Origin of the sequence: Billgrantia kenyensis (assembly GCF_013697085.1) — a bacterium.
In the GTDB taxonomy this organism is placed as follows: domain Bacteria; phylum Pseudomonadota; class Gammaproteobacteria; order Pseudomonadales; family Halomonadaceae; genus Halomonas; species Halomonas kenyensis.
This window is the reverse complement of the sequence record NZ_JACEFT010000005.1, coordinates 20,992-44,767: the sequence shown is the minus strand read 5'-3', so window position 1 is coordinate 44,767 and position 23,776 is coordinate 20,992. Positions and strand designations below refer to the sequence as shown.

The 23,776-nt window shown below is 62.7% G+C and carries 24 protein-coding genes and 1 pseudogene; 8 read left to right on the top strand and 17 right to left on the bottom strand.

What is annotated here, in order from left to right; genetic code table 11:
* Positions 1-82 precede the first annotated feature (82 nt).
* Positions 83-520: a hypothetical protein gene (locus tag H1D44_RS06440; RefSeq protein ID WP_181514021.1), complete on the top strand. Its 438-nt coding sequence runs from the start codon at positions 83-85 to the stop codon at positions 518-520.
* 97 nt (positions 521-617) lie between these two features.
* Here H1D44_RS06440 and H1D44_RS06435 read toward each other — a convergent pair whose 3' ends face one another.
* From H1D44_RS06435 to H1D44_RS06415, 5 genes are all read right to left on the bottom strand, one after another.
* Entirely contained in the window at positions 618-1,376 is a 759-nt protein-coding gene (locus H1D44_RS06435; RefSeq protein ID WP_181514020.1) for a DUF3307 domain-containing protein, read from the bottom strand.
* Complete coding sequence (locus tag H1D44_RS06430; protein ID WP_181514019.1) at positions 1,373-2,014, bottom strand: helix-turn-helix domain-containing protein; 642 nt, start codon at positions 2,012-2,014, stop codon at positions 1,373-1,375. Before H1D44_RS06430 ends, H1D44_RS06435 begins: the two co-directional genes overlap by 4 nt.
* Before the next feature lie 85 nt (positions 2,015-2,099).
* Positions 2,100-3,281: a vWA domain-containing protein gene (locus tag H1D44_RS06425; RefSeq protein ID WP_181514018.1), complete on the bottom strand. Its 1,182-nt coding sequence runs from the start codon at positions 3,279-3,281 to the stop codon at positions 2,100-2,102.
* 3 nt (positions 3,282-3,284) lie between these two features.
* Positions 3,285-4,139, bottom strand: a complete 855-nt coding sequence (locus tag H1D44_RS06420; protein ID WP_181514017.1) for an AAA family ATPase — start codon at positions 4,137-4,139, stop codon at positions 3,285-3,287.
* A 127-nt stretch (positions 4,140-4,266) separates the two neighbouring features.
* Positions 4,267-5,202 carry an MFS transporter gene (locus H1D44_RS06415; RefSeq protein WP_238984424.1) on the bottom strand — a complete coding sequence of 312 codons (936 nt, stop codon included), beginning with the start codon at positions 5,200-5,202 and terminating at the stop codon, positions 4,267-4,269.
* A gap of 32 nt (positions 5,203-5,234) precedes the next feature.
* Between H1D44_RS06415 and H1D44_RS21160 the strand changes: the two genes are divergently transcribed.
* Positions 5,235-5,360, top strand: a complete 126-nt coding sequence (locus H1D44_RS21160; protein WP_275299076.1) for a hypothetical protein — start codon at positions 5,235-5,237, stop codon at positions 5,358-5,360.
* Positions 5,361-5,488: 128 nt separating this feature from the next.
* On the opposite strand, the gene H1D44_RS06410 is transcribed toward H1D44_RS21160, so the two are convergent.
* Entirely contained in the window at positions 5,489-6,364 is an 876-nt protein-coding gene (locus H1D44_RS06410; protein WP_181514016.1) for an NAD(P)-dependent oxidoreductase, read from the bottom strand.
* 307 nt (positions 6,365-6,671) lie between these two features.
* On the bottom strand, positions 6,672-7,244 hold the full coding sequence (locus H1D44_RS06405; RefSeq protein WP_181514015.1) for a hemerythrin domain-containing protein: 573 nt from the start codon (positions 7,242-7,244) through the stop codon (positions 6,672-6,674).
* A gap of 168 nt (positions 7,245-7,412) precedes the next feature.
* On the opposite strand from H1D44_RS06405, the gene H1D44_RS06400 reads away from it, so the two are divergent.
* The 3 genes from H1D44_RS06400 to H1D44_RS06390 all read left to right on the top strand — a co-directional run bounded on the left by H1D44_RS06400 (position 7,413) and on the right by H1D44_RS06390 (position 9,284).
* Positions 7,413-8,174 (top strand): metallophosphoesterase, encoded by a 762-nt coding sequence (locus tag H1D44_RS06400; protein ID WP_181514014.1) that lies wholly within the window; start codon positions 7,413-7,415, stop codon positions 8,172-8,174.
* A gap of 293 nt (positions 8,175-8,467) precedes the next feature.
* Positions 8,468-8,890, top strand: coding sequence for a cytochrome-c oxidase (locus H1D44_RS06395; RefSeq protein ID WP_181514013.1), 423 nt, complete (start codon positions 8,468-8,470; stop codon positions 8,888-8,890).
* Positions 8,891-9,002: 112 nt separating this feature from the next.
* The gene (locus H1D44_RS06390; RefSeq protein WP_181514012.1) at positions 9,003-9,284 is read left to right on the top strand and encodes a DUF503 domain-containing protein; all 282 of its coding nucleotides are present in this window, start codon (positions 9,003-9,005) and stop codon (positions 9,282-9,284) included.
* Between the two features lie 451 nt (positions 9,285-9,735).
* Here the strand turns inward: H1D44_RS06390 and H1D44_RS06385 are convergent.
* Positions 9,736-9,804, bottom strand: a pseudogene (locus H1D44_RS06385) (KGG domain-containing protein); the annotation flags it as partial.
* Between the two features lie 273 nt (positions 9,805-10,077).
* Between H1D44_RS06385 and H1D44_RS06380 the strand changes: the two are divergent.
* Both H1D44_RS06380 and H1D44_RS06375 read left to right on the top strand, forming a co-directional pair.
* Positions 10,078-11,862, top strand: a complete 1,785-nt coding sequence (locus H1D44_RS06380; protein WP_181514011.1) for a methyl-accepting chemotaxis protein — start codon at positions 10,078-10,080, stop codon at positions 11,860-11,862.
* A 65-nt stretch (positions 11,863-11,927) separates the two neighbouring features.
* Positions 11,928-12,905: a YbgA family protein gene (locus tag H1D44_RS06375; RefSeq protein ID WP_181514010.1), complete on the top strand. Its 978-nt coding sequence runs from the start codon at positions 11,928-11,930 to the stop codon at positions 12,903-12,905.
* A gap of 15 nt (positions 12,906-12,920) precedes the next feature.
* On the opposite strand, the gene H1D44_RS06370 is transcribed toward H1D44_RS06375, so the two are convergent.
* Positions 12,921-14,696 carry an ABC transporter transmembrane domain-containing protein gene (locus H1D44_RS06370; RefSeq protein WP_181514009.1) on the bottom strand — a complete coding sequence of 592 codons (1,776 nt, stop codon included), beginning with the start codon at positions 14,694-14,696 and terminating at the stop codon, positions 12,921-12,923.
* 95 nt (positions 14,697-14,791) lie between these two features.
* On the bottom strand, positions 14,792-17,266 hold the full coding sequence (locus H1D44_RS06365; RefSeq protein WP_181514008.1) for an NAD-dependent epimerase/dehydratase family protein: 2,475 nt from the start codon (positions 17,264-17,266) through the stop codon (positions 14,792-14,794).
* A gap of 180 nt (positions 17,267-17,446) precedes the next feature.
* On the opposite strand from H1D44_RS06365, the gene H1D44_RS06360 reads away from it, so the two are divergent.
* Entirely contained in the window at positions 17,447-18,172 is a 726-nt protein-coding gene (locus H1D44_RS06360; protein ID WP_181514007.1) for a glutamine amidotransferase, read from the top strand.
* Between the two features lie 12 nt (positions 18,173-18,184).
* Here the strand turns inward: H1D44_RS06360 and yejK are convergent, their stop codons facing one another.
* The 7 genes from yejK to H1D44_RS06325 form a co-directional block, all read right to left on the bottom strand.
* Entirely contained in the window at positions 18,185-19,189 is a 1,005-nt protein-coding gene (gene yejK, locus H1D44_RS06355) for a nucleoid-associated protein YejK (protein ID WP_181514006.1), read from the bottom strand.
* 114 nt (positions 19,190-19,303) lie between these two features.
* Entirely contained in the window at positions 19,304-20,530 is a 1,227-nt protein-coding gene (locus tag H1D44_RS06350) for a GGDEF domain-containing protein (RefSeq protein WP_181514005.1), read from the bottom strand.
* 322 nt (positions 20,531-20,852) lie between these two features.
* Complete coding sequence (locus tag H1D44_RS06345) at positions 20,853-21,614, bottom strand: ABC transporter permease (protein WP_181514004.1); 762 nt, start codon at positions 21,612-21,614, stop codon at positions 20,853-20,855.
* A complete protein-coding gene (locus tag H1D44_RS06340; protein ID WP_181514158.1) occupies positions 21,611-22,567 on the bottom strand; it encodes an ABC transporter ATP-binding protein in 957 nt (318 codons plus the stop codon). The genes H1D44_RS06345 and H1D44_RS06340 overlap by 4 nt, the downstream gene beginning before the upstream one ends.
* A gap of 198 nt (positions 22,568-22,765) precedes the next feature.
* The gene (locus H1D44_RS06335) at positions 22,766-23,044 is read right to left on the bottom strand and encodes a peptidylprolyl isomerase (protein WP_181514003.1); all 279 of its coding nucleotides are present in this window, start codon (positions 23,042-23,044) and stop codon (positions 22,766-22,768) included.
* Between the two features lie 105 nt (positions 23,045-23,149).
* On the bottom strand, positions 23,150-23,437 hold the full coding sequence (locus H1D44_RS06330; RefSeq protein ID WP_181514002.1) for a DUF1330 domain-containing protein: 288 nt from the start codon (positions 23,435-23,437) through the stop codon (positions 23,150-23,152).
* A gap of 15 nt (positions 23,438-23,452) precedes the next feature.
* Positions 23,453-23,776 carry a hypothetical protein gene (locus H1D44_RS06325; protein ID WP_181514001.1) on the bottom strand — a complete coding sequence of 108 codons (324 nt, stop codon included), beginning with the start codon at positions 23,774-23,776 and terminating at the stop codon, positions 23,453-23,455.

Here is a 23,776-nt window from a genome sequence, read left to right as displayed (position 1 = left end):
TTCCTGCCATTCTGCTTGGCGGCATCTGCAGCGGCAATCGCTCAGGCGCCGGTAACCCGACCTTCTGCGGAGCATTCGTTCCATGAGGATCCGATTCCGTCGTGCCCTGGCTGGCTTGGTGATGGGAGCTTCCATCACTGCCCTGGTGGGTTGCGGTACCGTCTTTCATCCCGAGCGCAAGGGCCAGATGAGCGGTCGCATCGACCCGGTGGTCGCCATTGCCAACGGCGTGGGTCTGCTGTTCTTCATCGTTCCCGGTGTGATTGCCTATGCCGTGGATTTTTCCAACGGTACCATCTATCTTCCTGGCACCCACGATCATGCCAGTGTCGATACCCTGATGATCGACGATGACATGGATGTGTCGACGCTGGAAATGCTGCTCTCTGAAAAGATGGGCAAGCGCGTCAGTCTCGACAGCGAAATGCTGCGCGTCGAAGAGGTGGAGACCCTCGATGAGGCCCTGGCTCTGGTACGAATGGCCGGCATCAACGATCAGGAACGACTGGCATCCCTGTAAGGCGATGCTGCTCGGTCACACCATTGCCTCCTGAAGCCATCCCGGCTCGAGGGAGGCGCTCCGCTCCAGATGGGCATAGTCTTCAGGCCGAACGGTTTCACCCTCCGCTCACCAGCAGCCGCACGAGCAGGCCCAGCAACAGGGCTGACGCGACACTCACCAAGGTTCCCAGCAGGACGTATTCGGTCAGCTTGCGATCCTTCGTTTCGCGCAGGTCGCCGTAACGCAGCACCGACTTGGCGGCCAGCAGGAAGCCTACTGCGGTAAGCTGGTCGAGCAGCACCAGGGAAAGCACCAGCAGCCGCTCTAGCATGCCGATGCGGGCTCCGGCCTGGGCCAGGGTACCGCTATCCTCCTCCAGCTGGCTGCTCCAGCGCTGCATGAGCATGGCGATGACGAACGAGAGCGGCCGTGTCACGATCAGGTAGGCCGTGGCCACGCCGAGTACGGTGGGCGAGAGCAGCCAGGTCGCAAACGCTTGCAGCGGAACCAGACTGCCGAGCCAGGCCAGCCATACCATGCAGAGCACCAGCAGGTGCAACGCCTGGTCGAGAATGAACCAGCGCAGCTGACCGGGCAGCCTGGCCTTGAGGTAGTCGATCAGCCAGTGGCTGGCGGCGACCGCCAGGGCGCCGCCGGCGACTCCGAGCCAGCCGGGCGAGTCGGGCAGGAGCAGCATCGCAACCAGCAATACCAGCGCAGTAAGACAGGCATGCACGGCCACATGGTGCAGCAGGTGGCGTGAGCGGTGCAGCCGTTGTAGGCGCTCCTCGACCCAGTGGCGTGGCTGCAGCAGGAAATCCCCGGTCAGGTGGGCCAGGATCAGTCCCAGGAGCAGCGAGAGATCTCCGTTCATTGCGAGTCGTCCCTGAATCGTCGGCCGAGATAGCGGAGATAGTCGTCGAGCAGCGTCCAGCGGGCGGCACGCAGACGCTTGTGCACGCTGGGCTGGCTGATGCCGATGCGCTTGGCAAGCGTCTGCTGTGACTCCTCATGCCACAGACTCAGGTAGACGGCCTCGGCGGAGTAGCGCGACCAGCCGTCGATCAAATCGTCGACGAAGCAGGTCAATAGCAGCAGGCACTCGCTCTCTTCCTCCTCAGCCAGGCTCAGGCACAGCTGGGATGAACCCTTGCTCATGGCGTCCAGGGCCTGCCCGGAGCGAACGAAGACTTCGCCGCTGGCTTCGCCCAGCGGCTCACCGGGTTCCCAGCTGCCCTCGCCGATAGCGACGGCGATGCGGGCATCCCAGCGCTGTTGCTCTTCGGAATGACGAATCAGCGCCGCCCGTAGCAGTACCGCTGCGGGCAGGGCAGCAGCCGGGTCGGGCAGGGCGACCTGGAAGCCGTCGCCGCGGTAGCGCTCGCTGCGGCCATTGTAGCGCTCGGTGATCGCCGCAAGCGCGGCGTCGAGCACCTCGAAGAGTCGCTTCGGGTCGCTGGCCTGTCGGGAATCGACAAGGTCGCCCGTGAGTACCGCAATACGCTGCGCCATTGGCCTTTACTGCGTGAAGGGTGTGTAACAAGAATAGCCCTGAAGGGTTATTTTTCAAGAAAATAACCAGAAAGGGCTATGGGTGTTATCCCCGCGCCAGTTCCCGCATGGCATTTTCCAGACCCTCCAGGGTCATGGGATACATGCGGTCGTCGATCAACTGGCGAATCAGCTGGGTGGAGTGGGTGTACTCCCAGGCCCTGGGCGGCATCGGGTTGAGCCAGGCCAGGCGCGGGAACTTGTCGGCCAGGCGCTTGAGCCACACGGCGCCGGCCTCTTCGTTGAAGTGCTCCACGCTGCCGCCGGGGTGGGTCACTTCATAGGGCGACATGGCGGCGTCACCGACGATCACCACCTGATAGTCGCGTCCGTAGGTGTGCAGCACGTCCATGGTCGGAATACGCTCGCTGGTGCGCCGATAGTTGTTGCGCCAGACACCTTCGTACAAACAGTTGTGAAAGTAGTAGTGCTCAAGGTGCTTGAACTCGGAGCGGGCGGCGGAGAACAACTCTTCGCAGACACGGATGTGATCGTCCATGGAGCCGCCCACATCCAGGAACAGCAGCACCTTGACCGAATTGTGGCGCTCCGGGCGCATGCGCACATTGAGCAGCCCGGCATCGCGTGCGGTATCGCGGATGGTGGAATCGACGTCGAACTCCTCCGCCGCGCCTTGGCGGGCAAACTTGCGCAGCCGGCGCAGCGCCATCTTGATGTTGCGGGTGCCGAGCTCGAGGCTGTCGTCGTAGTCGCGGAAACGGCGCTCGTCCCACACCTTGACGGCACGACGATGGCGCGATCCCTCCTGGCCGATGCGAATGCCCTCGGGGTTGTAGCCGTAGGCGCCGAAGGGGCTGGTGCCGCCGGTGCCGATCCACTTGTTGCCGCCGGCGTGGCGCTCCTTCTGCTCCTCCAGGCGCTTCTTGAAGGTTTCGATCAGCTTCTCCAGCCCGCCCAGCGATTCGATCTGCGCCTTCTCCTCTTCGGAGAGTTGCTTCTCGAACTCACGGCGCAGCCAGTCGTCGGGAATCAGCGCCTCGATGGCCGCATCGAGGTTCTCCAGACCGTCGAACCAGGCGGCGAACGCGCGATCGAAGCGGTCGAAATGACGCTCGTCCTTGACCATCACGGTGCGTGCCACCTGGTAGAACGCCTCCATATCGGCGAACACCACGCCGCGTTCGACGACCGCATGCAAGTCGAGCAGTTCGCGAAGCGACACCGGCACGCCGGCGCGCTTCAAGGTTTCGAACAGGCCGATGAACATGGCTCAGCGCCTCTGGTTGCCTTGGCGACGCAGCATGAAGGCGAGTCGCTCGAGCAGATGGGTATCCTGCTCGTTCTTGACCAGTGCCCCTGCCAGCGGCGGGATCGCCTTCACCGGGTCGCGGTGGTAGAGCGCCTCGCGGGCCAGGTCGTCGGCCATCAGCAGCTTGAGCCAGTCGACCAGCTCCGAGGTGGAGGGCTTCTTCTTCAACCCGGGGGCCTGGCGCAGGTCGAAGAACACTTCCAGTGCCTCGCCGACCAGCTTCGGTGCGATATCGGGGAAATGCACGTCGACGATGGCCTGCATGGTCTCGCGGTCGGGGAACTCGATGTAGTGGAAGAAGCAGCGGCGCAGGAAGGCGTCGGGCAGCTCCTTCTCGTTGTTAGAGGTAATGACGATGATGGGTCGATGCCTGGCACTGATGGTTTCGCCGGTCTCGTAGACATGAAATTCCATGCGATCCAGCTCCTGGAGCAGGTCGTTGGGGAATTCGATGTCGGCCTTGTCGATCTCGTCGATCAGCAGCACCACGCGCTGTTCGGCGGTAAAGGCCTCCCACAGCTTGCCGGGCTTGATGTAGTTCTCGACGTTTTCCACGCCTTCCACACCGAGCTGGGAGTCGCGCAGGCGGCTCACCGCATCGTACTCGTATAGCCCCTGGGCGGCCTTGGTGGTGGACTTGATGTGCCAGGTGATCAATTGCGTGCCAAGCGAGGCTGCCAGCTCCTCGGCAAGTAGGGTCTTGCCAGTGCCAGGCTCGCCCTTGATCAGCAGTGGGCGTTGCAGGGTCACGGCGGCGTTTACCGCCTGCTTCAAGGCATCGGTAGCCACATAGGTAGAGGTCGAATCGAAAGCCATGGGTGCCTCGGCGATAGCTCGTGTAGGGGATAATCAAACGAGTGTACGGAAGGGCGGGGCAGGCGACAAATACAACAGCGAAGACGCTCTCGTCAGCCATGGCTCACAACGAGGCGGGAAGAGGCGCTCAATCGACGCTGGGGCGCGAGGCGTGTCGCCTCACCACCAGCCAGGCCAATACGGACAGCGCCACCAGCAAGATCAAAGGCAGCATGGCCAGGTTGAGCGCCTCCCAGCCCAGCCGGTGGAACAGGTGGCCCGACATCAGTGAGCCGATGGCAACCAGCGAGAAGATGATCAGGTCGTTGATGCCCTGTACCTTGCCCCGCTCTGCCTCGCTATGCACGGTGGAAAGCAGCGCGCTGCCGCCGACGAAGAGGAAGTTCCAGCCGATGCCGAGCGACACCAGGGCCACCCAGAAATGGGCCATCGTCTGGCCCAGGTTGGCCAGCAGCACGGCAGCCGCAAACATGGCGGCACCGGCCAGCAGGATGCGATCGACGCCGAAGCGGGCGATGAGGCTGCCGGTGACGAACGAGGGTGCGAACATGCCGAGCACGTGCCATTGCATGATCAAGGCGACCTGGCTCATCTCGAAACCTGCCGCCCGCATGGCCAGCGGTGTGGCAGTCATGACCAGTATCATGATGGCGTAGCCCACGGCGCCGGCCAGCACGGCGACCAGAAAGCCCGGTTGACTGCCGATCACCGCCATGGGACGGGAAATATCGCCGGGTTGTGGCTCGCCGCTTGGCGGCACACGTAGCTGAGTCAACAGGCCGATGGCCACCAGGGCCAGCACGGCGATCACCAGATAGGGGGCGCCCGAAGGCACTCCGGCTACCCAGCCGAGGGTGGCGCTGGCATTCCACGGTCCCAGGAAAGCGGCCACCACGCCGCCCGCCATCACCAGTGAGATGGCGCGGCTGCGAAAGGCGGGGCTGGCCACGTCGGCGGCGGCGAAGCGGTAGTACATGGCGAAGCCCTGGTACAGTCCGAGCAGCAGATTGCCGGCGCAGAACAGCCAGAACGAGCCCGCCGCGATGGCTGCGAAGCTCAGCAAGCCACCCCCCTACGCCACCCAGAGCCGCGCCGGTGATGAAGCCCAGCCGCCGCCCCACTCGCTTCATGAACAGCGAAGCGGGCAGCGTGGAAACCACCGTGCCTACCATCATCAGCGCGATGGGCAGCGTGGCGAGCCCGGGGTCGGGACTCAGCTGATGACCCACCACGCCGCTCAGCGTCATCACGGTGATGGCGGCGATCATGAACAGGGTCTGACCGGTAACCAGAATGGCTACGTTGGCTTTCTCGCGGGATGGGGCCGCCATGGGGTGTCCTGGTTGTGCTTATCGTCGATACGCTTCTACCAGCGTAGCCGGATCGTGCTCGGCGTGCCCGTGGTCGACGTGGGTGCGCATCAACTGTGCCGCCAGGCCGGTCATCGGTGTGCCGCTGCCGGCGCGCTGGCTCTGGGCCACGGCCATGTCGAGATCCTTGAGCAGGGTGCGCAGATGCCAGGCCGGGTTGTCGAACTCCCTCGCCGCCATACGTGGGGTCAGGATCTGGAATGGCTTGGAGTCGGCGAAGCCGCCGGCCAGCGCCTCGGTCAATCGCGAGGCGTCCACGCCGCTGGCCTCGGCCAGAGCCACCATCTCGGCAATCACCGCCGCCTGGCAGCCGACGATCATCTGATTGCACACCTTGGTCACCTGTCCCGCACCCACCGGGCCCATATGCGTCACCCGCGCCGAGAGTGGAGCCAGCAGGGGACGTACCGCCTCGACGTCCACTTCCGCTCCGCCGCACATGATCGCCAGGCTGCCGGCCTCGGCACCCGCCACGCCGCCGGAGACCGGTGCATCCACCCAGCGCATGCCGCACTCTTCTTCCAATCTCTCGGCAAAGAGCCGCGTTGCCGCCGGGTCGCTGCTGGAGAGGTCAATCAAGCGCTGACCGGCACGGCCATGCGCAGCCACGCCGCCTTCGCGGAATACCACCTCTTCCACCACGGCCGTATTGGCCAGGCACAGCAACACCACATCCACCCCTGCCACCAGCTCGGCGATGGAGTTCGCCACCGTGGCGCCGGCCTCACGCAGTGGAGTGCACTTCTCCGCTGTGCGGTTCCATACCGTGACCATGAAGCCGGCATCGAGCAGGCGGCGCGTCATGGGGTCGCCCATCAGGCCGATGCCGATGAAGCCGAGGCGGGGCTGAGTCATGTCATTTCTCCAGAATGGGGGCAGGGAAGCGGAACCCTAGCATGCGTCATGGAAGTATTTTCCATCAAGGTGCCACCTATGCCGTGACGCAGAATTTACTGACCATCCTGCAACGGCCAGGCCATTTGCATAGTGGAATCGTCAAGCCCATGACAGGGGATACGTTGTGCCTGGGTGAGCAGGTGACAAGTGAGGGAAAGGGGCAGGACCGATATAGCTTGAGCTCTCCTGAGGTCTGTCTGACAGGAGAATTGACCCCGGGCGCACTGATACCGACCCGGGGCAACGAAGCGAAGAAGCTAGACGCTTAGCCGGTCATTCTTCCGCTCAGCTTGTCACGCAGGCGGTCGATCATGCCGACGCCGGGGCCTATGGTCTTGTGAAACAGCTCTGAGTGAGGGGCGCCGGGATGGGGGCGGGTCGGTGCCAGCTTCTTGCCGTATTCGACTTTCTTGCCCAGATCGACGAGTTCTGAGGCGTCCAGGTGTTCATGAAGCAGGGAAAACTGGTCGACTTCCTCGTCCTTGTGATGGTGGCGCAGCAGTTCCTCGAGCTCATGCAAGCGGTCCATGAAGGCCGGTTCGGCGGCATCGGCGTCTTCCAGTTGCTTCATTAGCTGAATGATCTCCTCGTGCTCCTCCTTGTCGTGCTCGACCTCTTCGGTGCCCTTGGGGATGCGCTTCTCCATCACCGGATAGACATACATCTCTTCGGCTACAGCGTGGCGCATCACCTCGGCGATGAGGGTGTCGGTAAGCTCCCGCCGCTGCTCGGCATCCGGAGTGCGCTGTATCTGGCCCACCAGATCTTCCATCTCTCGATGTTCGAGAGTGAGAAGCTCGACGACGTCATGCCCGGACACGTTGGTTTGCTGATTCATGAGACTCCCTCCATTGAGTCGTTGCGCCCTCTGCAACAGGCCATCTCAACATAGCCGTGAGTGGCCGCATCAGCCAAACCTGGCGAAGCCGGGCCCTGCCCGCTTATGCTGAATCGCTAGTCGAAAGGCGGGGCGTCGCTCCTGCGCCTCGAAACAAGGGAGGGTGTCATGCGACTCAGGGTGCTGTCCGATCTTCATCTGGAACATTTCGATGAAGGACGCGAACTGCCGGACGTCCCGGCAGATGCGGTGGTGCTCGCCGGTGACATCCACCGGTACGCAGAGGGCCTGGGCTGGGCGGCCAAGCGTTTCGCCGGGGTGCCCATTCTTTACGTGCCGGGCAATCATGAATTCTATGGCGCCAGCATGCCATTGTTGCGACAGGCCATGGCGTACGAAGCCGAGCGGCTGGACATCGAACTGCTCGACAACCGCTCGATTACGCTGGATGGGGTTCGCTTTCATGGCACGACGCTATGGACCGACTTCGCCCTCTACGACGGCGAAGCGGACCATGAGCCCGAACTGACCGAGCAAAAAGCGCGTTGGTTGATGCCCGATTTCAGCATCATCGAACAGCCGGAAGGGGAAACCTTCAGTCCGGCGGAGAGCCAGCGGCTGCATGCCGAGTCGCTCGCCTGGCTGGAGGCCGAGCTGAACCAGCCCTTCGACGGGCCGCGGGTGGTGATCAGTCACCACGCGCCCTTGGCGGAGTGCATCCCGCCACGCTACCGGGGCGATGCGCTGTCGCCCGCCTTTGCCTCTCATCTGCCCAGCCTGATGGGGCGTATGGATCTGTGGATTCACGGCCACGTGCACGAGCCGGTGGATCGGGTGCTTGGCGGCACACGGGTCTTGGCCAATCCCGGAGGCTACCCCGGCGAGTTCGAGCCGCCGCTGTTCGTGAGCGACCTGATCGTCGAGATATGAGCGAGCAGAGGGCATGAAGGCTCCGATGGGGTAGATGAATTCGTGGCGCAGCCCAAGCAAAGCTAGTACCCAAGCGTCCGATTTGGTGCCATAAAGAAATGGCGTACCCATGGTACGCGGTTGCGCCGTTTCAGCATTGACAGCGCAGCCTGTCACCACCCTGACAATAACGAAATCAACCCGTCTAGGCAGGCTGTCTGCACCGTCCTGTCCTCATGGAGAGCCCACATACTCCATCGGGTCATGGCCGAGCCGGCGTTGCCCGCTGAGCAGGGGTTCGTGGGAGAACGACAATGACCGGCGCAATGGCAGACAAGAAAATGGCCCTTCTGTGGCTGAAAATCGCAGTGGTGTATCTCGTGGTTGGCGTCCTCTACGGCATTGTGATGGCTGCCAGTCATCAATATGTGTTTCGAAGCGTGCATGCACACATCAACCTGCTGGGTTGGGCAAGCCTGGCCCTGGCCGGTCTGATGTACCACTTGTATCCGGTTGCTGCACGCAGCCTTCTCGGCCGCCTTCATTTTTACCTGCACAACGGCGGTCTTCCGGTGCTATTGGTGTGCCTGCACTTCTACGCAGGCGGCATGCGACAGCTCGAGCCAGTGGTGGCATTGGCCTCGGTGATCGTTGGCTTGGGCATTCTGGCGTTTGCGGTCAATGTCATGATGAACATGAAGGTTGCCTTGCCGGCCGGCGGCATCGATAGCGTTTGAGCGCGTTGCGGCTGCCGCTTGAAAGCGGCCTGCCTGGGCCATATCTGAACGGGTGAACGACGCATCGGTCGATTGGCCCAGGCGGCCATCCACTCAAAGGAGCTCCATTCGCATGTTCATTGCCGTGCTGACGCTCGAGTTTTCCCTGCCGGGTTGTGTCTCGCTCAAGGAGAAGCGACAACGCATGGGGGGACTGCACGAGCGCTTCGGCCGAAATCCGGCGGTGGCCGTGTGCGAGAGCGGCCAGCACGATCGGCTCGAAGCGAGCGAGTGGACTTTCGTGGTGACTGGGAACGAGCGACAGAAGGTGGAGTCGCTGTGCAGCGAGATCGAAGACAAGTTGCAGCGAACGGTGGATGGTAGGGTGAGCAAGGTTTCACTAGACATGCTGTAGCCGATCGCTCGGCATATGACAGCTCGCTGATTTTGCAATGCATCAAAATGCGGCAACAGGCCTCTGTCTTGAGCATCGACGGTGCAAAATGGGGTGAGCTGGCGGCGTATGGCACAAATCCTGCGTGCTGTTTTTCTTGCAGGTCTTTGTTTTATATGGGGTTCTTAGATTGTTGGCGCGACTATCGCATTGTATTTGGTAACGAGGCAAGAGATACAGTTGCTGAGTGACCGATCAACGCTCTGGAAGGCCTGCATCAATAACACCTTCTGAGCAACGTCGCCAATAGCTGAACGATAGCGAGGCGATATACCGATGTGAGCTGGCGTGCTCCACCTGACCCCCTTCGGGGGGTCTTTTTTATGTCTGTTAGGCTGAGTGCTACGCGCTGACGTTGCAACTCGACCTTGGTCGATGCTCCCACTCGGGAGCATCGACACTGCAAGCCGCTTCAGCGGCCCTGGTTCTTGCCGCCCTTACGGCCTGCTTCGGCGGCTTTCTGTGGATCGTTGGCGAAGTTCCCTCCGCTGTGCTGACCGCCCTTCTGGCCGGCCTATCAAGACAAGTCGGGTTTCCCCCGTGCAAAGAAAGGTTGGGCTTTCTCTCGCAGTATCGCGCTCAGTCAAGAAGACCCTTGCAACAAGCTAGCAAGGTCACACTGGGTTGATGCATGTCAATAAAGATTAAAATGTCGATATTCATTGGTATTAGGACCTCTGGTACTTACAGCCTCTCTGCTGCTTCATACCCTCTCGATTCACATAACAACACTGCCCACCACAGCGAGAACGGCATGAAAACGTACGCACTCAGAGGGAGCATGTTCGCCGGCTTGAAGCGACTGCTGGCGCTTAATCTGCAGAACAAGATCCTGTTGCTGGTCCTCGTGCCACTGATCATCTCTTCGACCTTCCTGCTGGTCCTGGAAGGTCTCGAGCGTGTCGAGTCCAACCGCTCACAGCTGGAACAGCAGCGTAGCCTGATGCTCGAGGCTCGTCGCCAAGGCGTCGAGAGCATCGTCGGTATGGCCGGTACCCTGGTCGAGAGCGTGGCTGACACTATCGCAGACCCGGACGAGGCTCGCCTGGCTGCCCTCGAGCTGCTGCGTGACCTGCGCTTCGATGGGGACAATTACGTCTTCATCTTCGATGACGAGGGGACCATGCTTGTGCAGCCGGCCGTGCCCGAGCAGGAAGGGCGCAATATGCTGGCCGCACAGGATCCCGGCGGCAAGCCGCTGATCCGCGACATGATCGATATCGCACGTGATGGTGGGGGGGAGTACGAATATGAATGGCCCAACCCGTCAACCGGAAACGTGGAGCCCAAGTACTCCCATGTCGTACCCGTGCCGGCGTGGAACTGGGTGGTTGGTGCCGGCGTGTACGCCACCGGCGTCGATGCCGCCATGGCGGAGATTGAAGAGGCTGCCCGGAAGGATCTGGTCGAAACGCTGGTACGACTCTGGTTGATTGCTTCAGTCATCAATCTCACCATCACGGTCCTGGCGATCTGGATCACCCGCCGTACGGTGCGCCAGATACGCCGCACCGCCAGCGACATGCACGAGATCGCCCAAGGCGTTGCAGAAGGGCGAGGGGATCTGACCCGGCGCCTGCGAGTTACCAGCAAGGACGAGATCGGGGAGCTGGCCCGACAGTTCAATGGGTTCCTGTCTCGTATCCAGGCCACGTTGCGTGAAGTGAGAACCGGGGCCAACGATGTGCACTCGGCTTCGTTGAGCATTGCTCGCAGCAGCGATGAGCTGGCTTCGCGCACCGACCAGGCCGCGGCCAACCTGCAGCAGACCTCCTCGGCCATGGAGGAGATCACCTCCACCGTGCAGAACAATGCCGAGCATACCCAGCAGGCGGATCGACTGGTGACGAGCAGCGCCGATGTGGCGCGGCAGGGCAAGGAGTCGATGCAGCGGGTCGAGGAGACCATGGAGCAGATCAATGCATCATCGAGTCGGATCGGTGAGTTCGTTTCTCTGATCGATGGCATTGCGTTCCAGACCAATATTCTTGCCCTCAACGCCTCCGTCGAGGCGGCCCGGGCCGGTGAACATGGTCGCGGCTTTGCCGTGGTGGCCCAGGAGGTGCGCTCCCTGGCGCAGCGTTCGGCCGATGCCGCCCGTGAGATCAAGGTATTGATCGACGAATCGATGACACGCACCCGTCATGGAACGGAGATCGTCCATCAGGCCGGCGTCACCATGCAGGAGATATTCACCAGCATCAATCAGGTCAACGATGTCATCGCCGAGATCAGTGCCGGCTCGCGGGAGCAGAGCATCGGCATCCAGGAGGTCAATGCAGCCGTGAGCCAGATGGATACGATGACCCAGCAGAACGCCGCCATGGTGGGCCACAATACCGACACGGCCGCAGCCATGCGCAGCCAGGCAGAGCAGTTGAGCCGCTTGATCAATACTTTCGTGCTGGGCGGAGAGGAAGCGATAGCCGCCTCGACCAGCGAACGTCAGATGGCCCTGCCGACTCCCGCCACACCGGTGCGAAAGGCAACCGCCAGGCGGGAGGAAGCGGTGGTCGACGCCGAGTGGGAAACCTTCTAGGCACCGGGCGAGCTTGCCCGTGAATGATAGACCGGCGACGATGGGGCAGAGCCTTTGACTGGAGCATGGCCTTGGCTGAATCGACATCGTCGCCGCCCCGCATCCCGGTGGGCATCAGTGCCTGCCTGATGGGTGAGCAGGTCCGCTACAACGGCGGGCACAAGCGTTCCCGCTACTGCCTGGAAGTGCTGCAGGAGTGCTTTGACTTCGAGCCTTTCTGCCCCGAACTCGAAGCCGGGCTGGGCGTGCCGCGGGAGCCGATCCGTCTGGTCGGGGCACCGGAGGAGCCACCCAGGGTCGTAGGCACCGTCGACCCGAGCCTCGACGTGACCGAGCGGCTGCGTGACGTCGGTGAGGCATTCGTCGCGCGCCATCGCCACCTGCGCGGTTTCGTCTTGATGAAGGGCTCGCCTAGCTGTGGGCTGGAGCGGGTCAAGGTCTATCACCAGAACGGCATGCCCAGCCACTCCGATTCCGGGATATTCGTGCGGGTATTGCGTGTGCTCTACCCCGAACTGCCCCTGGAGGAGGAGGCGCGCATGAACGATGCCGTTCTGCGCGAGAATTTCATTACCCGCGTTTTCGCCTTCGACGACTGGAAACGCCACGTCGAGGGGGCGGGTGACTACCACGCCCTGATCCAGTTCCACAGTCGTCAGAAGTACCTGCTCATGGCGCACCATGTGGAGGCCTATCGCGAGCTGGGCCGTTATCTGGGCAGCGAGGCGCACGCCCAGCCGTTGGAGTCAGTAAAGCATCGCTACCTGCAGCGGTTCATGGCGGCACTGTCACGTCCAGCCACGCGCAAGACTCACACCAACGCCCTCATGCACATCATGGGGTATCTGAAGGATGCGGTGGACAGCGAAGTGAAGCAGGACCTGCTGGGGGCGGTGGAGGAGTACCGCCTGGGGCATGTCCACCTTGCCGTGCCGGTTCGCCTGCTCAACCATTACCTCAAGCGCCACGGCTCGGAGTATATCCGCCGACAGACGTACCTGGATCCGCATCCTTACGAGTTGGGCCTGCGCAACACGATCTGAAACGGGCGCGCGAAGTCACGCTTGCGCCCGATGCCGCCCAAACTGCAGCTCCGCCAGATGGCGGTAAAGCGGACTCTGCTCGAGCAACTCAGGATGCCGGCCGGAGGCGACCAGGCGCCCCTCATCGAGTACCAGCAGGCGGTCGGCGGCAGTCACGGTCGCCAGTCGGTGGGCGATCACCAGGCTGGTACGCCCGGCCATCAGCCTGTCCAGGGCCTGCTGAACCAGGCGCTCACTCTTGGCATCCAGGGCGCTGGTGGCTTCATCCAGCAGCAGGACGCGTGGGTTCTTTAGCAGAGCCCGGGCAATCGCCAGGCGCTGGCGCTGGCCGCCGGATAGCTGTACGCCGCCTGGGCCCAGCGCGGTGTCGAAGCCGCGGGGCAGGGCATCGATGAACCCCAGCGCGTTGGCATCGTGCGCTGCAGCACGCAGCTCGTCGAGGCTGGCATCGGGCTTGCCGTAGCGCAGATTGTCGGCCACCGTACCGGTGAAAAGCACCGGCTCCTGGGCCACCAGGCCCATGGCGGCTCGCAGTTCGCGCGGATCGAACTCGCGCAGGTCGACGCCATCCAGCATCAGCCGCCCCTGATCGGGATCGTGGAAACGCAGCAGCAGCCCCAGCAAGGTACTCTTGCCGGCGCCGGAAGGCCCCACCAGGGCGATGCGCTCGCCAGGGCGAATCCACAGGTCGAGGCAGTCGAGCGCTGGCGCCTCGCGACCAGGATAGGTGAAGCTCGCCCCTTCAAGGCGAATCTCACCGCGCACCGGTGTGGGGAGCGGCGTCGGCTGGGGTGGTGGGCGGATGCCGGGTTCGGCATCGAGCAGTTCGAGCAGCCGCTCGGCGGCGCCCGCGGCCCGCTGCACGTCGCCGGCGACTTCCGTCAGGGTTGCCACCGCGCCGGCGGCGAGCACGGAATAAAAGACGAAGGCCGACAACTCGCCGGCGCTCATGTCGCCGGCCAGCACCGCCTGGCCGCCTTGCCATAACATCAGCCCGACAGCGGCGAAGACTGCCAGCATGGCCGCACCGGTCAGCCAGGCACGTTGCCGGGTGCGCACCACGGCGGTAGCGAAGGCCTGCTCGACGCGTTCGCCGTAGTCGCGCCGATCGATGTCTTCGTGGTTGAAGGCCTGTACCGTGCGAATGCCGTCCAACGCCTCGCTGGCGTAGCGGCCGAGCTCGGCGACTCGGTCCTGGCTGTGGCGCGACAGGCGACGAACCCGGCGGCCGAACCACAGGATCGGCAGCACCGTCGCAGGGATGCCGATCAATACCAGTGCCGAGAGGAACGGCTGTGTCACCAGCATCAGCGCTACGGCGCCAAGCAGCATCACCAGGTTGCGCAGGGCAAGCGAGATCGATGAGCCAAACAGGGTCTGCAGCACGCTGGTGTCGGCAGTCAGGCGCGAGGCGATCTCGGCGGCGCCCCGGTCGCGATGTGCTGCACTCTCGAAGAACGCCGGCTCGAGATCGAGCAGGTGGTCGAAGACTTGCCGCCGCAGGTCGCCGGCCAGGCGCTCGCCGATCCAGCTCACCTGGTAGTAGCGGAGGGCCGATGCCCCGGCCAGGATGCTGACCACGGCAAGCATGGCGACCAGGGTCTGGTTCAGTCGTGTGCTGTCTTCGGCCAGGAAACCCTGGTCGATCACCAGGCGCAGCCCCTGGCCCAGCAGCAGCACGCTGCTCGAAGCCACCAGCAGCGCCAGGGCGGCAATGGCCAGGCGTGTACGATAGGGTGCCAGCAGCGTGAGCAGGCGTAGCAGTACCCGTGGATCGGGGCGTGATGTCATGGCGGGGGTGTCGCTCCTGGCAGGCATGCGCACACGATACCAGTGCCCCCGGCTGGTCAAAAGCATCAGGGCGCCGTGTCGGCGCCCTGGATCGGTCAGGCCAGCAAGCGGCTCCAACGGCCATATTCGCCGCGGATCGGCCCGCGGCGTAGACAGAGTGCAATCACCGCCACCGCGCAGAGCAGACTGTTGATCGTCGCGGCAGTGTCGGCGCCGTGCAGGAAGGGCGTGAACAGCAGGATGGTGGCCAGCGGTATCATCAGCCAGCGGGCCGGACGGGCCGACTCGGCCATAGCGATGACGCCGAGGGTGATGAGCAGCGCCCCGACCAGGTGATTCCAGTTGGCCAGGATGCCCTCGGCACCGAAGGTGATGCGGGTCAGCATCAGCCAGGCGCCGATCAGGATGCACAGGGCCAGGTTCCAGGGCAGGTTGACCCCGGTACCCAGCGCCTCGCCGATAATGGCGGTGGGCTTGCGCTGGAAATCCTCGTCCGGTTCTTCGTTGGAACCGTCGTCGGTATCGCCGGTGAAGAAGATCTTGAGTACCGGCGCACCGCTCTTGTGACGCCGCTTGAGGAATTCACCGGTAGCGACGAACTCGTTGAAGGCGTAGGCAATCTGCAGCAGCATCGCGCCAGCCTGGATCAGGCACAGGGTGCACCAGGTGCCGATCAGGATCGGTTGGATGATGATGAAGGTCACCGAGACCACGCCGAGCGGCACGATGAGCACACCGAACGATGCCACCACCCAAGGCATGGTGCGCCAGCGATTGGCTGCGCCCATCATGCCGAGCATGATCTCGAGCATGTAGACCATGCCCCCGAGTCCGGCATCGGGAACCGGCCAGGCTTCGGAGGCCTCGGAGGTAACGATGTCTTCGGTGCCGTTGAGGCCCTCGCGGGTACCGTCGAAGAAAGGATCCCATACGGCGTCGATGTGGCCGAGCTGGTAGGCGGCGAGATAACGCGAAATGAAGAAGCCGACAAAAGCCAGCGCGATGATCGGCATGCGCTGGAACCAGCTCGAGGGGTTGTTGTTCCAGCCGGGCGGCGTGGTGGGGCCGGTCATGGCCGCCGCTGGCGAGACGCCGGGAGACGGTCGTACCACCGCGGCAAAGCCGATCGCCAGGGTACCGACCAGGGTGCCGTTGAGGTAGGCCGCAGCGCTGTCGCTCCAGAACACCAGCGGGGCGAACAGCACCCAAAGGCCGATCACGGCACACACCCAGCGCGCCCAGATGAGCTTCAGTGAGAGAGACAGAGCGCCGAACAGTGCCAGCAGCAGTCCCGAGGCCATGTCGCTGTAGGCCATGGCACCGCCGTAGCCCAGGGTGGCGGGGGAGGCCACCAGCCAGGCCCCCAGCCCGATATTGAAGAAGTGTGCCCACAGGAAGCGATAGTGCTCGCGTTGAGTATGGGCCTGGTAGTCCTCCAGTACCCGCTCGGGATTGAGCCCCTTCTCTTCGGCCTCGTCGATCCAGTCCGGTGGAGTGATGCCGTTGGCCTGATACCAGTCGTGAGGGTCGTCGAGGAGGTGATCGACCATGGCCTCGAGTGCATCGAACACCTCGTGGCGCGGCTCCCAGCCGAGCTGCTCGCGAGCGCGGCGGATGTCGAGCTCGTAGTGATCGTCGGCCATGTCGATCATGAAGGGGCGGATGAAAGGCTTCTCGCCCTTGTCGAAGTCATCCGGAACCAGCGGCTCGCTTTTCTCCTCAAGCAAGGCGCCGGTCTTGGCCAGGGGCTTGGGCATCACCAGGGTCTTCCACTGCTTCTTGCCGTGGATCAGTTCGCCGAGACGGTTCTGCAGCGCCTCGTAGCTGACGGCGTGCTCTTCTCCGATGAGAATCTCGTTGCGTTCGGGTAACTCGCGGCGTCGGTCGATGGTACGGCGGAAGGCATCGATCATGTCTTCCTTATGGACACAAGCCTGCCCGGCGTTGGTATTGCCTGAATAGACATGGCTCTTGAGGGTATGTTCGTAGATCCGTGCGATCTGGTGCGAGAGTGTCGGCACGCTGGTCTTCTCGTCGTACATGCCGGCCAGTCGCAGCAGGGTGAAGGGCATCGTGGCATGCTCGCGGATGACCGCTTCCGTGCGCGCCTTGGACTGTGGATAGGCCCAGGTGGGACCGATCGGTGTCTCCTCGCTGACCCTGCGTCCCGGCACCTGGGGCTCGTGCACCAGCATGGTACTGGAATAGATGAAGCGCTCGACCTCCATGCCTTCCAGAGCTTCGAGCAGGTTACGCGTTCCCTGTTCGTTGACCTTCTCGTAGAGCGGTGACTCCTCGCCGGTGAAATCGAAATAGGCCGCCAGGTGCACGACAGCGGCGATCTTGCAGCCGTGGCGCTCGGCGATCTTGTCCATCGCTCGCTTGATCGATGCCACGTCAGTCAGGTCGAACTCATGGCTTTCATCCGCCTGTTCGGCCTCGTTTCTGTCCAGCGCGATGATACGGTAATCATCGTTGAGGCTCTGGGTCAGGGCGGTGCCTACGCCCCCAGACGCACCGGTGATGATTACCAGCGGTTTATCCGCGTGAGCCGCTTCCTTGTCGTGCATGGCCAGGGGTCCCTCCTCAATCCATGAGTGCGCATCGCGATAACGCATCCTCAAGCTAGTCGGCTTTATGCCGGTACGGCAAACCCGAGGTATTCCTTGTCACGGGCTGCATTGGCTATGCTGCCAATGTACCTGGCTCGTTCACCGAGCCGTCCTGACAGGAAATGGAGTTTCTTGCGCATGAAGAGTGTCGTTGCCATTCGTCACGTCGACTTCGAGGATCTGGGAATCTTCGAGCCGATTCTCGAGGAATTCGGCTACCGAATTCGCTATTTGGATCCAGGCCTGCTGGGGCCGGATGCCCTCGAGGCATTGGACGTCGACAGCCCCGAGCTGATGGTGGTCCTGGGAGCGCCGATCGGGGCCAATGATGAGGCGCTCTATCCTTTTCTCGGTGCCGAACTGGATGCGATACGCCACCGCCTCGAGTCCGGGAAGCCCCTGCTCGGCATCTGCCTGGGCGCCCAACTGATCGCCCGGGCGATGGGGGGCAGGGTGTTCCCGATGCCAGAGATGGAAGTGGGCTTCAGCGATCTTTACCTGACCCGTGAAGGCCTTGAGGGGCCACTGCACCATATCGGCAATCCCGATGTGGTGCTGCATTGGCACGGTGACATGTTCGAGACGCCCCCCGGTGCCACGCGGCTGGCCTACAGCCACCCCTGTTCCCATCAGGCGTTTGCCGTGGGCGAGCAGGTACTCGGCCTGCAGTTCCACCTCGAGGTGGACCCGGCGAGGATCGAGCCGTGGCTCATCGGTCATGCCGCCGAGCTTGCTGCGGCAGAAGTCGATCCGGTCGAGCTGCGCGAGCAGGCGCAACGCCACGGGGCTAGCCTGCGGGAGCGTGGCCAGCGGGTGCTGCGGGAATGGCTGAAGAATGCCGAGGCGGCGCACGCCATCGACTAATGCCGACGGCGATCAGCTCTGGCGCTTGAGTTGCTCCTTGAGCTGCTTGGGTACCTGCTTGATGATCAGCCGGTCCTGGCTCTCGTCATATTCGATGCTGGAGCCAAGCAGGTGTGAGTCGAAGCTGATGGATACGCCACCAGCCCGTCCGGTGAAGCGACGAAACTGGCGCAGGGTCCGCTTGTCGGGAGGAATCTCGGGAGAGAGGCCGTAGTCGGCATTGCGGATGTGGTCATAGAACGCCTTGGGCTGCTGTTCGTCCAGCAGCTCGGAAAGCTCCTCCAGGGTGATCGGCTCGCCGCGGCTGGCCTGCTCGTTGGCGTAGTCGATCAAGGTTTCAGTCTTCTCTCTACTCTGCTCCTCGGCAATGTCCTCTTGCTCCACGTAGTCACTGAAGGCCTTGAGCAGGGTTTGGGTTTCCCCCGTGGCGTCGATTCCTTCGGTGGCGCCGAGCAGGGCGGCCAGGTCGTCGGCAAGTTTTTTTCCACCACGATCATGGATCCAGCTGAGATAATGCCGTGAGGCCTTCCCGTCCTGCCATTGTGTCAGGTTGATGCGCAAGCCAAGGCTCATGCGCGACAGGTTCAGCTGCGCTGCCGGTACGACCTCGAGGGAATCGCTCAAACCGAATCCTTCGCGTTGGTGGAGAAGGGCCAGGCTGAGATAGCGAGTCTCCCCCTGGCGGTAGTCGAGGCACAGCAGATAGCCCGACACCGACAGGTGCGCATCCACCAGTGGCAGCAGCCGCTCGGCTACCTTGCGGCTGAAGCCGGCATGATCGTCGTCGCCGGTCAGGTAGCTGTACAGGAGCTGGGCGAAGGAGGGGCCTGCTGCTGCTTCCTCGTCGACGAAGTGGCCCCACGCCTTGGTCTTGGCGTGATAGGCGTCATTGAAGCGGGACAGCAGGTCTTCAACCAACGACGAGACGGCAAGCTCGTTGCCGGCTGGGATGAGTCGCGCAGGCTGATCGCTCGAAGGCTTGTCGATGGCGTGAACGATGCAGTGCTGTATCGGCATTATCCTGGATCCTGCGAAGGAGGTGAGTGCTGCGAGGCACACCGGAGGACTGTGCCAGAAAGCCGAATCATACCGGGCCCATGGGGGAGTTCAACCATGAGCCGAATCGTATGCTCAGGCCCTGGCGGCCGTTGACGTGGAGATATCGCCTGCCACGACCACACAATTGCGACCGCGGGCCTTGCCGGTATAGAGCGCCTGGTCGGCGCGTTGAAGGGCCTGCTCGAGCCTCACTTCGCCGGGCTCCACCTGGCTGATGCCTACGGTGACGGAGAGCCGCTGTCCTTCATCGAGCATGGGAAGGCGCAGGGAGGTCACCTTGTGGCGCAGGCGTTCGGCAATGGCGGAGGCGGTGTCAAGGTCGGCCTGGGGTAGCGCGATGATGAATTCTTCGCCACCGTAACGGCCAATGATGTCCGTGTCTCGCAGCACCGAAGCGCAGCAGTTTGCCACGGTGGTCAGGACCAGGTCACCCACGGCATGTCCATGATGATCGTTGAGTCCCTTGAACAGGTCGATGTCGACCATGGCGATGGCAAGCGCCGTGCCCTCTCGCTGGGCTCGGCTGAACTCGCGCTCTGACAGTTCGAAGAAATGGCGGCGGTTGGCAAGTCCGGTCAACGGGTCCGTGCTGGCCATGTGGCGGAGCTGTGTCTCGAGCAGCTGGCGCTCCTCGATCTCCCTCTGCAGCCTGCGGTTGACCTCGCGCTCCTCTACCAGCAGGGAAAACTGCCGGCGCTGTAGCCAGTTGAGTCGGCTGAACGTCAGCCAGCCCAACAGGTTGGCGAAAGCGAGGATCAACAGGTTCCTGATCAGCATTCCTGCCGTCAGGGGCTCCAGGAGCAGGGCTACGAAGAGAAAGCCTGCAATCAGGAAGGCGTTCCAGGCCAGGATCCAGGGTAGACGATTGGGCAGTAACAGGTAGATGGCAAGGCTTGTGATGACCAGGCTCGAGATGTGCAGGCCGAAATCCCCAGGGTGCAGGTGTATCGAGATCAGCAGCCCAGTCAGGACAGTGGAGTAGATGAAGTTGAGCGGTCCTGCCTCCTGGGCCCGGGCAGGGTGCAGGGCAAAATAGCGTGTCAGTCCCAGGCAGCACAAGGTGATGAAAAGGCGAATTGTCGCCAGGACGAGAAATGTCGCGCCGAAGCCGAGCAGTACAAAGTCGGCCACGATGAAGAGCAGGAAAACGACCGCAATGACCCTCAGCCCATAGCGCAGCTGCTGTGCGTCTTGCATGCGCATGGTGCGGCGATAGAGCGCTTCCAGCGCAGCGTCATGGAATTCGGCGCGCCAGTCCAGCGAAGCTTGCTCCCCAGCCTCGTTGTTGCCAGCAGTCATTGCAATTCCCTTGAGTTGAGATATCAGGATCGCCTGTTCTCAATGTCCCATTGTAACTAATGAATTATATTGATTTTTTTCTGATCTTGGCTTGTGATTTCAAGCCGGGGTAACATTTTTTTACGAGCGGTACTAACCGAAGGATGGTCAAGAATGCTCAGCAGTGCCAGCCAATACTGTGCTGAAACGGGACTCGCCCTGGCCGTCCGAAACGGCTTGCCTGGTACTAAGCGCCTTGCCGGGACGGTAGCCTGGCTGGGTATACCTCCCCGGCATGGGGATGAAGAGGATGTCCGTGGGTATCCGTGGGTAGACGAAGGGCTCACGGCTTGAGGCGATAGCCGGTGCGGAATATCCAGTTCACCACCATCAGCGCTGCAGCGAGGAACAGCACGATGATGGCCAGGCTGGCCCAGATGCTGACGTCCCCCGAGCCGTAGAAGCTCCAGCGAAAGCCGCTGACCAGGTAAACCACCGGGTTGAGCAGGGTCACGGCCTGCCAGAACGGCGGCAGCATGTCGATGGAATAGAAGGTGCCGCCGAGAAACGTCAGCGGCGTGACGATCAGCAGCGGCACCAGCTGAAGCTTCTCGAAGCCGTCGGCCCAGATACCGATGATGAAGCCGAGCAGGCTGAAGGTCACGGCGGTCAGCACCAGGAACAGCAGCATCACCAGCGGGTACTGGATCGAGAAGGGCACGAATAGTCGCGCCGTGGCGAGCACGATCAGCCCGAGAATGACCGATTTGGTGGCCGCCGCGCCGACATAGCCGATGACGATCTCGAAGTAGGAGATAGGCGCCGAGAGGATTTCGTAGATCGAGCCGGAGAAACGCGGGAAGAAGATGCCGAACGAGGCGGTCGAAACGCTCTGCGTGAGCAGCATCAACATGATCAGGCCGGGCACGATGAAGGCCCCGTAGCTGACCCCATCCACTTCGCTGATGCGCGAGCCGATGGCAGCGCCGAACACCACGAAGTAGAGCGAGGTCGAGACTACCGGCGAGACGATACTCTGCAGCACGGTGCGCAGGCTGCGGGCCATCTCGGCCAGGTAGATGGTTTTCACCGACTGCAGGTTCATGCGCTCTCCCTGACCAGGTCAACGAAGATATCCTCCAGCGAGCTCTGCCGCGTGTGCAGGTCCTTGACGCGGATGCCGGTCGCCTCCAGGTCGGCCAGCAGGCCGGCAATGCCGCTGCCCTCTTGCTGGTGCGCCACGTCATAGGTGTAGACCAGCGCATGTCCCTCCTCGGCCAGTGAAAGCTCATGGCCGGACAGAGCGGCGGGAATGGCTTCCAGTGGGGCGGAAAGATGCAGCGTCAGCTCCTTGCGTCCCAGTTGCTGCATGAGTGTCGCCTTGTCTTCCACGAGCACCAGCTCGCCGCGGCGGATCACGCCGATACGGTCGGCCATCTCTTCGGCCTCTTCGATGTAATGGGTGGTGAGAATGATGGTCACCCCCTGGTCACGCAGGCCGCGTACGACCTCCCACATCTCGCGGCGCAGCTCGACGTCGACCCCGGCGGTGGGTTCGTCGAGAAACAGCACTTGAGGATTGTGTGACAGCGCCTTGGCGATCAGAACACGCCGTTTCATGCCCCCGGAGAGTTCCAGCAGGCGATTGTCACGCTTGTCCCACAGGGTCAGGGCGCGCAGCACGTTCTCGATGTGTCTCGGATCCTTGGGCTTGCCGAACAGCCCGCGGCTGAAGCTGACCGTATCCCAGACCGTGGTGAAAGCCTCGTTGGTCAGCTCCTGCGGCACCAGGCCGATGCGCTCTCGGGCCTGACGGTACTCGGTTTGGTTGTCGAAGCCATCGACCTTCACGCTGCCGCTGGTGGCGTTGACCAGCCCGCAGATCACGCTGATCAGGGTGGTCTTGCCGGCACCATTGGGGCCGAGCAGGGCAAAGATCTCGCCGCGTCGAATGGTCAGCTCGACCTGCTTGAGTGCCTGGAAGCCATCCCGGTAGGTCTTGGAAAGGCTCTCGACCTGGATCATGGGAGTGCCGGTATCGGTATTGCCCGCCGCCATGTCGTCCTGAACCGGGATGCTGAGCGGAGCGGGATTGGAAGAGAGGGTCATTCGGCAGCCCTGTTTTAGAACGTACGAATCGACACGGTCCTGTCCTGGCACATCAGCGGCACAGGGCCGGGTAACGAGAAAAGCCGCCGTGGCAGGCACGGACGGCTTTTCTACGGGCGTTGCAAGGCTATCGCCCGACCACCTGGCCTAGCTGCGGCTGGTGATCTCCAGCAGGTGGTAGCCGAACTGGGTCTTTACCGGGCCGTGCACCTTGTTCAACTCACCGGAAAAGACCACCTCGTCGAACTCACGCACCATCTGGCCCGGACCGAAGCTGCCCAGGTCGCCGCCACGGGCGCCGGAGGGGCAGGTGGAGTGTTCGCTAGCCACCTCTGCAAAGTCGCGACCGCCCTCGATCTCGGCCTTGAGGGCCTCGCACTTCTCTTCGCTGTTCACCAGAATATGCCGTGCTGTTGCCCTGGCCATACCGTGCTCCTGTAACGATGGGTGGCTTGAATGCCGTGCCATTGTGGATCAGAGAAAGATGCTAAGAATAGCACGAGGGTGCGGCTTTGCAGAAAGCGCGGGCAGCTATCCCTCGTAAGCCGCCAGCTCGACCTGGGCTGCCGCATCGCGCAGCGGCACCAGCGCCTGGTATTCGGGCGAAGCGTACCATTGCTCCACGGCACGGATATCCGGAAACCGCAGCATCACGATATTGGGATGTCCCGGCTGGCCGGCCAGCATGGCGGTGCGCTGTCCGCGCATGATGATCTCGCCGCCCCAGCCTGAAAGCGTTTCCGGCACGCGGGCGACGTACTCCAACCAGCGTTCGGGGTCGTGCACGGTTACCTGGCCGACGACATAGGCATGGCTCATACGGGATCTCCTCGGTTATTGCTCACCTACGCCCCACCTTAGGCGCAGGGCCTGCAGGCCGTCGAGCTCCATGCGCACCTCGTCGGAAAAGATGGGATGGCCATCGAGACGCACGGTCACCGTGGCATCGGCGCCGCGGTAGCTGATCTCGGCAGCGATCGTGGCGCGGGTGCTCAGCGGAGCCAGCGGCTCGTACTCGACCCGCCGCACTTCCACGGCCGATAGGCCGCGTGCCTCGAGCTGCTGGTCGATGGCCTGCCTGACCACTTGCCCGTAATAGAGATAGAGGCCGCCATAAGCCAGGGCGGCGATGAGGATGAGGGATATCAAGCGGCTCAA

Coding starts and splice junctions, on each gene's coding strand:
- H1D44_RS06440 (WP_181514021.1), top strand. CDS start 83: ATGAGGATCCGATTCCGTCGTGCCCTGGCTGGCTTGGTGATGGGAGCT.
- H1D44_RS06435 (WP_181514020.1), bottom strand. CDS start 1,376: ATGAACGGAGATCTCTCGCTGCTCCTGGGACTGATCCTGGCCCACCTG.
- H1D44_RS06430 (WP_181514019.1), bottom strand. CDS start 2,014: ATGGCGCAGCGTATTGCGGTACTCACGGGCGACCTTGTCGATTCCCGA.
- H1D44_RS06425 (WP_181514018.1), bottom strand. CDS start 3,281: ATGTTCATCGGCCTGTTCGAAACCTTGAAGCGCGCCGGCGTGCCGGTG.
- H1D44_RS06420 (WP_181514017.1), bottom strand. CDS start 4,139: ATGGCTTTCGATTCGACCTCTACCTATGTGGCTACCGATGCCTTGAAG.
- H1D44_RS06410 (WP_181514016.1), bottom strand. CDS start 6,364: ATGACTCAGCCCCGCCTCGGCTTCATCGGCATCGGCCTGATGGGCGAC.
- H1D44_RS06405 (WP_181514015.1), bottom strand. CDS start 7,244: ATGAATCAGCAAACCAACGTGTCCGGGCATGACGTCGTCGAGCTTCTC.
- H1D44_RS06400 (WP_181514014.1), top strand. CDS start 7,413: ATGCGACTCAGGGTGCTGTCCGATCTTCATCTGGAACATTTCGATGAA.
- H1D44_RS06395 (WP_181514013.1), top strand. CDS start 8,468: ATGACCGGCGCAATGGCAGACAAGAAAATGGCCCTTCTGTGGCTGAAA.
- H1D44_RS06390 (WP_181514012.1), top strand. CDS start 9,003: ATGTTCATTGCCGTGCTGACGCTCGAGTTTTCCCTGCCGGGTTGTGTC.
- H1D44_RS06380 (WP_181514011.1), top strand. CDS start 10,078: ATGAAAACGTACGCACTCAGAGGGAGCATGTTCGCCGGCTTGAAGCGA.
- H1D44_RS06375 (WP_181514010.1), top strand. CDS start 11,928: ATGGCCTTGGCTGAATCGACATCGTCGCCGCCCCGCATCCCGGTGGGC.
- H1D44_RS06370 (WP_181514009.1), bottom strand. CDS start 14,696: ATGACATCACGCCCCGATCCACGGGTACTGCTACGCCTGCTCACGCTG.
- H1D44_RS06365 (WP_181514008.1), bottom strand. CDS start 17,266: ATGCACGACAAGGAAGCGGCTCACGCGGATAAACCGCTGGTAATCATC.
- H1D44_RS06360 (WP_181514007.1), top strand. CDS start 17,447: ATGAAGAGTGTCGTTGCCATTCGTCACGTCGACTTCGAGGATCTGGGA.
- yejK (WP_181514006.1), bottom strand. CDS start 19,189: ATGCCGATACAGCACTGCATCGTTCACGCCATCGACAAGCCTTCGAGC.
- H1D44_RS06350 (WP_181514005.1), bottom strand. CDS start 20,530: ATGACTGCTGGCAACAACGAGGCTGGGGAGCAAGCTTCGCTGGACTGG.
- H1D44_RS06345 (WP_181514004.1), bottom strand. CDS start 21,614: ATGAACCTGCAGTCGGTGAAAACCATCTACCTGGCCGAGATGGCCCGC.
- H1D44_RS06340 (WP_181514158.1), bottom strand. CDS start 22,567: ATGGCGGCGGGCAATACCGATACCGGCACTCCCATGATCCAGGTCGAG.
- H1D44_RS06335 (WP_181514003.1), bottom strand. CDS start 23,044: ATGGCCAGGGCAACAGCACGGCATATTCTGGTGAACAGCGAAGAGAAG.
- H1D44_RS06330 (WP_181514002.1), bottom strand. CDS start 23,437: ATGAGCCATGCCTATGTCGTCGGCCAGGTAACCGTGCACGACCCCGAA.